This window comes from Enterococcus lactis (assembly GCF_015751045.1).
GTDB classification, from domain to species: Bacteria; Bacillota; Bacilli; order Lactobacillales; family Enterococcaceae; genus Enterococcus_B; species Enterococcus_B lactis.
In genome coordinates this window covers 1-8193 of record NZ_BNJW01000042.1, presented here as the reverse complement: position 1 = coordinate 8193, position 8193 = coordinate 1, and the positions used below count along the sequence as shown (strand labels likewise).

The following is an 8193-nucleotide window of genomic DNA, read 5'->3' as shown; positions in this document are numbered from 1 at the left end:
AAAAGTATCTGTATAATGTTCAGTATATTTTGATGAACGCATATGTAGTCCTCATTTCTTGGGAGTTTTGAGACTACTATATGCGTTTTTTTGTTGATTTACCAACATGTTTAGACATTTTCCTCTAGGAAAAAATTAACTAGCACCACGGGTTTTTTCTTGTATTTTAGTGTTTTGGATTAGAATAAAAATGGGATTAGTTTTAATAATGATTTTTTATTGCAATTATGCTTTCAAAAAAACTTTTTATGATATAATTATCAAATTTTTCTGAAAATTATTTATAATTATTTTAGAAAAAAGGAGGTATTGATTTATTAGAAAAAAATTATTTAGTTTAACTCTTATTGGAAAGTTTGGATTAGTTGTGACGAATTTTGGTACAAAAGTTGATGCAGCTACGCGTTCATATGATAATGGTATTTATTGTAATAATAGTAAGTGCTGGGTTAACTGGGGAGAAGCTAAAGAAAATATTGCAGGAATTGTTATTAGTGGCTGGGCTTCTGGCTTGGCAGGTATGGGACATTAATATCCTATTATGAAAAATAATAAATTTTTCAACAAAATTCTAGAATTAACTGAAACTGCATTAGCCACCCCAGAAATTAAAAAAGATAAAAATCTATGTGAAATTTTAGAAAAAGTAAAAGATAGTGCTGCTAAAGGTGAATTTTATTATGATTATAAGAAAGAATTTCAACCTGCAATTAGTGGGTTCACTATTAGAAACGGCTTTTCCACACCAAAAGTTTTATTGGAGTTACTTGCTGAAGTAAAAACTCCCAAAGCATGGTCGGGACTTTGAGTTGTAATAAGTGCCATTATATTTTTTTGTAAGAGTATCTAATTGAGTTTAGGTACTCTTACTATATAGGTTCAATTATTTATTTTTGTAATATCTTTATTTTTTGCTAAGTTTATTATTTCTTTATCAGTTATTCATTTATGTCCATATAGAATAACATTTTAGGTCCAACAGGGTATACCCTAGTGGCCATTTTTGATCCATTATCAATGGCTTTTTAAATTAGGGCCTAGTATTTTTGTTAAACGAGATTTCAATATATAATGGAATTATAAATTTACTGTTGGAGGTTTTTATGACTGATTTATTTGCAGATGGGACTATCTCTATCCATGGAGCTCAAGAAAATAACTTAAAGGATGTCAGTTTAGATATTCCTAAGCATAAAACGACTGTATTTGCTGGTCTTTCTGGGTCTGGTAAGTCCTCTTTAGTTTTTGATACATTAGTCGCTGTTTCCCGACGTGAATTGAATGAAACTTTTCCTAGTTTCACCCAACAATATTTGCCTAAATACGGTCAACCTGAAGTGAACCGAATCGACAACTTACCAGTGGCAATTGTGGTTGAACAGAAGCCTATTGGTCGTAATTCTCGATCTACTCTGGCAACCTACACCGGCATCTATTCCGTCTTACGTTTGATGTTTTCTCGAATTGGACAGCCTTGGGTTGGGTATTCTGAATGGTTTTCCTTTAACCTACCTCAGGGAATGTGTCCAAAATGTCAGGGATTAGGCTTTGTTGACGACATAGATGAACGTCAATTAATTGATCCTAATAAATCACTCAATGAAGGTGCAATGACTTTTCCCGGTTTTCAACCGGGAACTTGGCGTTGGAAGGAATATGGCAACAGTGGATTATTTGATTTAGACAAAAAAATTAAAGACTACACCGATGAAGAATATGATTTATTCATGCACGCTCCGCAACAAAAATTAAAAAATCCACCGGCAAATTGGGGCCGTACGGCATTATACGAAGGACTAGTTCCACGTATGCTTCGCTCTGTTATTCATAGTGCCTCAGGTCGTCATCATGAAGCTGCCTTATCAAAGATTGTCACTCGAAAACCTTGCCCAGTATGTCATGGAACACGTCTGAACAAAAAGGCTCTAACTGTTAAAATTGCTGGCAAAAATATTGCAGAAGTCAGCGATATGGATTTAGTAAGTGTCCTAAAATTTTTGGATAATATCTCGGACCCCAAGGCTAAAACAATGGTGCGTGAACTATATAGTAAAATTCAAGCTTTGGTCGACATCGGTTTAGGTTATCTTTCTCTTGGCCGTGGAACTGATACTCTATCTGGTGGAGAAGCTCAACGAATTAAAATTGCCAAATATTTGACGAGTTCCCTATCCGATTTAGTTTACGTACTCGATGAACCAAGTGTAGGACTCCATCCTCACGATATTAAATTAATTACCCAATCCTTAAAAAAGCTCAAGGAACATGGCAATACCATTATCCTAGTTGATCACAACCCTGCCATTATTTCGACAGCAGATTATGTCGTGGAAATGGGACCACAAGCCGGCAAAAATGGTGGTCAAGTAACTTTCACTGGTACCTACGACGAACTATTACGGTCAGATACGATTACGGGTAAAATGTTACGAGAAAAAATCACTTTCCCAAAGCCTCGTGAACCTCAATCTTGGCTAAATGTTAATCATGTAACTTCTCATAATTTAAAAGACGTATCTACCAGAATCCCTCAAGGTGTAATGACCGTGATATCTGGACCAGCAGGTTCTGGAAAAAGTACTTTAGTCCAAGCTTTCAAACAACAAGTTTCTGATCAAGACTATATTGATTTGAGTCAGGATTCTGTAGGTTTGAATATTCGTTCTACACCTGCAACTTACTTGAACATTTTAAATCCTCTACGAAAGCTTTTCAGTAAAGCCAACAATGGCGTTTCAACACAACTATTTAGTTATAACGGTAAAGGTGCTTGTCCCCGTTGCAAAGGTAAAGGTGTGATGATCACCGAGATGGCATTCATGGATCCAATCGTTCAAGAATGTGAGTTGTGTCATGGGAAACGTTATAGCCAAGAAGCACTACAATACACTTATCATGGCAAAGATATTTCTGAGGTTCTAAATCTTTCTATCAACGACACTTTAGAGTTTTTCAAAGATGTGCCAGATATCTACAAAAAGGTTAGTCTACTCCACCAAGTTGGACTTGGTTATTTGAATCTTAGCCAGTCGATGACCACTTTATCTGGTGGGGAAGTGCAACGTGTTAAGTTAGCAATGGAATTGAATCATACCGGCCGAATCTATTTCTTAGATGAACCAACAACCGGATTGCACTTACAGGATACTCAACAATTGATCGATTTATTTGAAGGATTGGTTGATAAGGGCAATACATTAATTCTGATTGAACATAATCTGAAATTAATTTCACGAGCCGATTGGTTAGTCGATATGGGACCCGATGCTGGTAAATTCGGCGGTCAAGTTTGTTTTGAAGGTCATCCAAAAGATAGCCTAAACGATAAAAACTCTCGGACTGGTGCTGCATTAGCAGCTATAATTTCTTAAAAGATTCAAAAAGATCACCTCATTTAAAGTGCAACACGATCCCTTTAATATTTATAACTAATAATAACCTTTTCCTACGCAATTAGTTTCATAACTTAAGACTTCATTTATGTTTACGAACCTTCTTTATTTTTGTCCCCTGTTTACATTTTTTTGCTTTAGATAATTTACAGTCTGAATAACCTCATCATAATTTCTTCCCAAACGATCAATTGCTTCTACCATGAACGTATCTTCTTCTCGAACAAAATTTAATGCTTCTTGAAAAACTAGGCGTTGCTCAATTGTGGCGCCCGATCTTTTTCAACAAAAATCTTCTCGGCACCAAATTTTTCTAAAGATTATGATAGGCACAAAAAAGTGCCTTATTGTGGTATATTATTTGTGGTATATTATTTATAGGTATATATTATATACTATAAATTAAGGAGGAATTTTATTATGGCAAAATCAGTTGCAGTTTTGGTGACTAATCTAGTCGAAGACGTTGAATATACTAAACCTGTAGAGGCTCTTAAGTCTGCAGGACACAAAGTGACAACGATCGGCTTTGAAAAAGGCACTGTTGAAGGTAAGCATGGTACTCAGATTAACATTGATAAATCCATTGATGAAGTGAGTCCTCAAGACTTTGATGCATTGTTCATTCCAGGAGGATTTTCACCAGATCAATTACGTGCAGACCAACGGTTTGTCGAATTTACCAAGTTCTTTTTGGCAACTAATAAGTTAACAGCAAGTATTTGCCACGGTCCACAATTAATGATTCAAACCGGGTTAGTGCTAGGTCGTACAATGACAGCATATTTAACTGTACAAACTGATTTGTATTATGCCGGTGCACGCATTGAAGACAAAGCTGTTGTGATCGATGGTAATCTAATTACCAGTCGCGAACCAAAGGATATCCCAGCATTTAATGATGCCTTCCTATCAGCTTTATAATGTTGATATTGATAAGCATTCAAACCTATAGCTTGATGAGTTTACCTCTTTTAAAATAAATTTTTAAACAGTTACCGTTAAAGTAACTTATTCCTCGTGTTAGTAACACGGGGGATTTTTATATAGACGTTTTTAAACCCTCATTGCGCAATTAAACTGAACTTATATTTCTAAAATATACTAATTAATAAAAGCCTAGTTACTGACCAATTTTTGGTTAGTGACTAGCCTTTTATTTTATTCATAAGGTAGATTGCAAATTTAATCCGAATTTTTGGACAAATTTGTCAGCATAACCTGATACGGTGTTTGCCAGTCGAGTATTTTAAGCGGTCGCTGGTTAATTTGGAGTAACATCGTCGTTAAATCTTGAGCACTAATGTGCTCAAAATAAGTCCCCTTAGGATAAAAATAGCGTAAATTCCGATTAAAGCGTTCATTACTGCCGCGCTCAGCTGGCGTATAAGCATGGCAGTAATAGGTCTTAATACCGTATTGTGCTTCAAGTGATACTAGACCGCTAAACTCAGTGCCACGGTCCACCGTAAAACTATGCACCGGGCCATTAAAAGTTGCTAGAAACTTATTTAGGGCTTCATTAACAGTTACTGCTGTCCGGTTTTTTAATCGGTAGGCCCAAAGGAAACGTAATTTGCGATCGATTAAGGTTAATAAAACTGCCTTACTATGCCCACGGGGGCCAACAATTGTATCTAATTCAAAATCACCGATGCGATTACGTCGATTAACCACGATGGGTCGCTGTTCAATTGACCGTCTGACCGTCCTGATGATTGATTATATTTAGAACGGTGGTCAAGGTTACGCCGTTGGCGCACGCCATGTTCAGGCAAATCATTTAAAGAAAACTCAATTTTCCCTTGATTTAACCAATTATAAATTGATTTAGTCGCTAGTTTAAATTCGTGAGCAATCATTCCTGGTGACCAGCTTAGACGTAAATGGTTGAGAATTTTTTGCTTTAACTCATCGCTCAGCTTAGTTTTCCGACCACATCGTGATCGCTTGTATTCGGCATCTGTTTGTGCTAATTCAGCCTGATATGGTTGACATCGAGATAATTCATAAGAAATTGTTGACGGTGATCGGTTCAGCCGAACGCCCATTTGGATATTGGACAGCCCTAGTTCACAAAAGGTTTCGATTTTAATTCGTTCGGAATAGGTTATACTAGACAAAAGATCAGCTCCTAAAAGATGGGTTTAAAGTGCTCCATAACTGTTAGATTTCTTGTCTAACAATTATGGAGCACTTTAGGTTCCCTGTGCTTTTTTATTTGTTCAAAAACAGCAACCGTAATTTGTTTTTTCCCAGTACTATAGCTAACTTAAATGTACTTTTCATTAGCCAACGTTAAAATTCGTCTTATACTAAAATTTAATTGTTTAAACGTGATAATAAATGTGATATTATTATTATATGCCAACAATGGTTGTGAACAACGTTTAAATTGTTCGTATACTACCAAAAATGGAGGAATTGGTGTTGAAAACAAATCGCTATGTTGTTGCGTTTGCAGGTGTCATGTTTCATTTAATGATTGGTTCCGTTTATGCTTGGAGTGTTTTTACTAATCCAATTGCAAAACAAAATGGTTGGGCAGAATCCTCAGTCGCTCTTGCATTTAGTATCGCTATTTTCTTCTTGGGAATGTCAGCCGCCTTTATGGGCAAAGTCGTTGAAAAAATAGGCCCTAGACTAACGGGAACTATTGCTAGCTTTCTTTACGGAACTGGAACCATTATGACTGGTTGGGCTATCCATCAAAATTCAATTTGGCTATTATATCTCTCATATGGTGTCATAGGCGGCTTAGGACTGGGAGCAGGATACGTTACCCCTGTATCAACAATTATTAAATGGTTTCCAGACAAACGCGGTTTAGCAACGGGGTTAGCTATTATGGGATTTGGTTTTGCAGCAATGCTGACTGGTCCTGTTGCTCAACAGCTAATGGCTAGTGTTGGTCTTGAACAAACATTCTATCTCTTAGGAACATTTTATTTTGTTATTATGCTGCTCGCTGCACAGTTTATTGTTCGTCCAAATCTGGCACTATCAAGCACTACTGAAAATAGCATTTCTCAAAAAAAGGGAACACGTCTAACCCGAGGACCGGAGCTAACAGCTAACCAAGCCCTCAAAACTAAATCCTTCACTTTTCTTTGGATAATGTTCTTTATCAATATTACATGCGGGATCGGCCTTGTCTCAGCTGCATCCCCCATGGCTCAAAGTATGACCGGCATGTCTGTCCAAACAGCCGCAATTATGGTTGGAATCATAGGCCTTTTCAATGGCTTTGGACGTTTGATATGGGCAACTTTGTCTGATTATATCGGGCGCCCTGCTACTTTTAGTGCCATTTTTATTCTCGATATTGTAATGCTTTCAGCCATGCTCATCTTCAAATTACCGCTCCTATTTGTCATTGCATTGTGCTTGTTGATGTCTTGTTATGGAGCAGGCTTTTCTGTCATCCCAGCCTACTTAGGTGATGTCTTTGGTACTAAAGAATTAGGAGCTATTCATGGATATGTACTGACAGCATGGGCTGCTGCCGGAGTTGTTGGACCATTACTATTATCATTAACACATCAACTGTTCCACAATTATACTTTGACATTAGCTGCCTTTATTTTGATTGATCTATTGGCACTGCTAATCTCATTCTGGATACAACGAGATTTCATTAAAGCCAGCAAATTAATAAAAAGCAAATCATAAAAAACTACTTTAAAGCGCATTAAATTATTAAAAACTAAGACAAAATTGCATAAAAAAGAGTCTAAAACAGCATGAGCCGTAAAGTGCAACACAAAAGTTAGACAAAATTGAATATTTTTAAACTGCTAAGGCATGTTCCCTGTATTCGCAGGGAGTCATGCCTTTTGTTTTCTGTGATATTCGTCGATTGTTAAATCAATCGACGTAATTCTTTGTGATTTCCTTGAATTCTCCAATATCTTTACACTGTGGAAATCCATTAAGACATTCTGTTTTAAGAAGATGAAAGAAGCTTTCAATTGGCGCATTATCAAGACAGTTTCCCTTACGAGACATGCTTTGTATAAATTTTTTTCAGAGAGTTTATCAGTATAGTAATTCAATTGATAATGCCAACCTTGATCTGAATGAATTATTGGTTTTATTCCTTCCGGAATATTTTCTGTGAGTTCATCGAGTGTATCCATAATTAGTTTACTGTTAGGACTATTACTTACTTGAAATGCTAAAACTTCCTTGCTTGCTTCGTCAGTAATAGCTGAAACGTAAGCCCACTTAGTATCGGCCAAGCATACTTGTGTAACATCGGTATGTAATACTTTGAAAGGTACGGTTTCATTAAAATGCTGATGTAGAACGTTACGGCCACTTTTACAATCTACCCTATTAACAAATTATGAAACCTATTTGCCAATCGTTTCGCGTATAATAAACTAGTGAGTAATTTAAAGGTGGGAGAAGGAATGTTTTTATGTTGGAACTGTCATTTGAAAAAGAAGTTGTTAAAACCTTAACGACCGGAAGTAATCAATGGGTGGAACGAAAAGACCTGTATGGTGCGACGCCGAATCAATTATGGGCTAATTTTCGTGATAAATTAAATAACAATAACTATGCTAAATTGCAGGGACACCCTTTAACTGATACCGAATTTAAGGTTCTGTTGCAAAGTTTTAAATAAAGAATAAAATCCCTTACGGCATCTATGATTTAAGCTGGGATTCCCAATAATACCTTGATTTCAGTACAGACCGAAAACCCGAAGAGAGTGCCTTCTTTTCGGGTTTTCTTATATAATCCTCGAATGGCTTCCATGCCTTTAATCGTGGTAGAGGCAGTGCGTAAACTT

General features: G+C 36.5%; 5 protein-coding genes and 6 pseudogenes. 6 read left to right on the top strand and 5 right to left on the bottom strand.

Translation table 11 applies throughout. The features are described from left to right. Positions 1–367: 367 nt before the first annotated feature. The 3 genes from KFO35_RS13545 to KFO35_RS13535 all read left to right on the top strand — a co-directional run bounded on the left by KFO35_RS13545 (position 368) and on the right by KFO35_RS13535 (position 3371). Complete coding sequence (locus KFO35_RS13545) at positions 368–532, top strand: leucocin A/sakacin P family class II bacteriocin (protein ID WP_002298900.1); 165 nt, start codon at positions 368–370, stop codon at positions 530–532. A 9-nt stretch (positions 533–541) separates the two neighbouring features. Continuing rightward, positions 542–808 carry a hypothetical protein gene (locus KFO35_RS13540; protein ID WP_002307478.1) on the top strand — a complete coding sequence of 89 codons (267 nt, stop codon included), beginning with the start codon at positions 542–544 and terminating at the stop codon, positions 806–808. Between the two features lie 295 nt (positions 809–1103). Next, positions 1104–3371, top strand: coding sequence for an ATP-binding cassette domain-containing protein (locus tag KFO35_RS13535; RefSeq protein WP_002335316.1), 2268 nt, complete (start codon positions 1104–1106; stop codon positions 3369–3371). A 144-nt stretch (positions 3372–3515) separates the two neighbouring features. Here KFO35_RS13535 and KFO35_RS13530 read toward each other — a convergent pair. Beyond that, a pseudogene (locus tag KFO35_RS13530) lies at positions 3516–3685 on the bottom strand (recombinase family protein); the annotation flags it as partial. Positions 3686–3812: 127 nt separating this feature from the next. Here KFO35_RS13530 and KFO35_RS13525 point away from each other — a divergent pair. Further along, a complete protein-coding gene (locus KFO35_RS13525; protein WP_002307475.1) occupies positions 3813–4316 on the top strand; it encodes a type 1 glutamine amidotransferase domain-containing protein in 504 nt (167 codons plus the stop codon). Between the two features lie 261 nt (positions 4317–4577). Here KFO35_RS13525 and KFO35_RS13520 read toward each other — a convergent pair. Beyond that, positions 4578–5515: pseudogene (locus tag KFO35_RS13520) on the bottom strand (IS30 family transposase). Between the two features lie 307 nt (positions 5516–5822). Here KFO35_RS13520 and KFO35_RS13515 point away from each other — a divergent pair. Further along, complete coding sequence (locus tag KFO35_RS13515; RefSeq protein WP_025476815.1) at positions 5823–7064, top strand: L-lactate MFS transporter; 1242 nt, start codon at positions 5823–5825, stop codon at positions 7062–7064. Between the two features lie 117 nt (positions 7065–7181). Here KFO35_RS13515 and KFO35_RS14500 read toward each other — a convergent pair. Next, a pseudogene (locus KFO35_RS14500) lies at positions 7182–7400 on the bottom strand (IS3 family transposase). A 74-nt stretch (positions 7401–7474) separates the two neighbouring features. Further along, positions 7475–7633 (bottom strand): annotated as a pseudogene (locus tag KFO35_RS14495) (hypothetical protein); the annotation flags it as partial. Between the two features lie 182 nt (positions 7634–7815). Between KFO35_RS14495 and KFO35_RS13505 the strand changes: the two are divergent. After that, a pseudogene (locus tag KFO35_RS13505) lies at positions 7816–7998 on the top strand (type I restriction endonuclease subunit R); the annotation flags it as partial. 56 nt (positions 7999–8054) lie between these two features. Here KFO35_RS13505 and KFO35_RS13500 read toward each other — a convergent pair. After that, positions 8055–8193: pseudogene (locus tag KFO35_RS13500) on the bottom strand (IS6 family transposase); the annotation flags it as partial.

What these genes read in the sequence shown, in the direction of transcription:
- KFO35_RS13540 (WP_002307478.1), top strand. Translation starts at nt 542, where the DNA reads ATGAAAAATAATAAATTTTTCAACAAAATTCTAGAATTAACTGAAACT.
- KFO35_RS13525 (WP_002307475.1), top strand. Translation starts at nt 3,813, where the DNA reads ATGGCAAAATCAGTTGCAGTTTTGGTGACTAATCTAGTCGAAGACGTT.
- KFO35_RS13535 (WP_002335316.1), top strand. Translation starts at nt 1,104, where the DNA reads ATGACTGATTTATTTGCAGATGGGACTATCTCTATCCATGGAGCTCAA.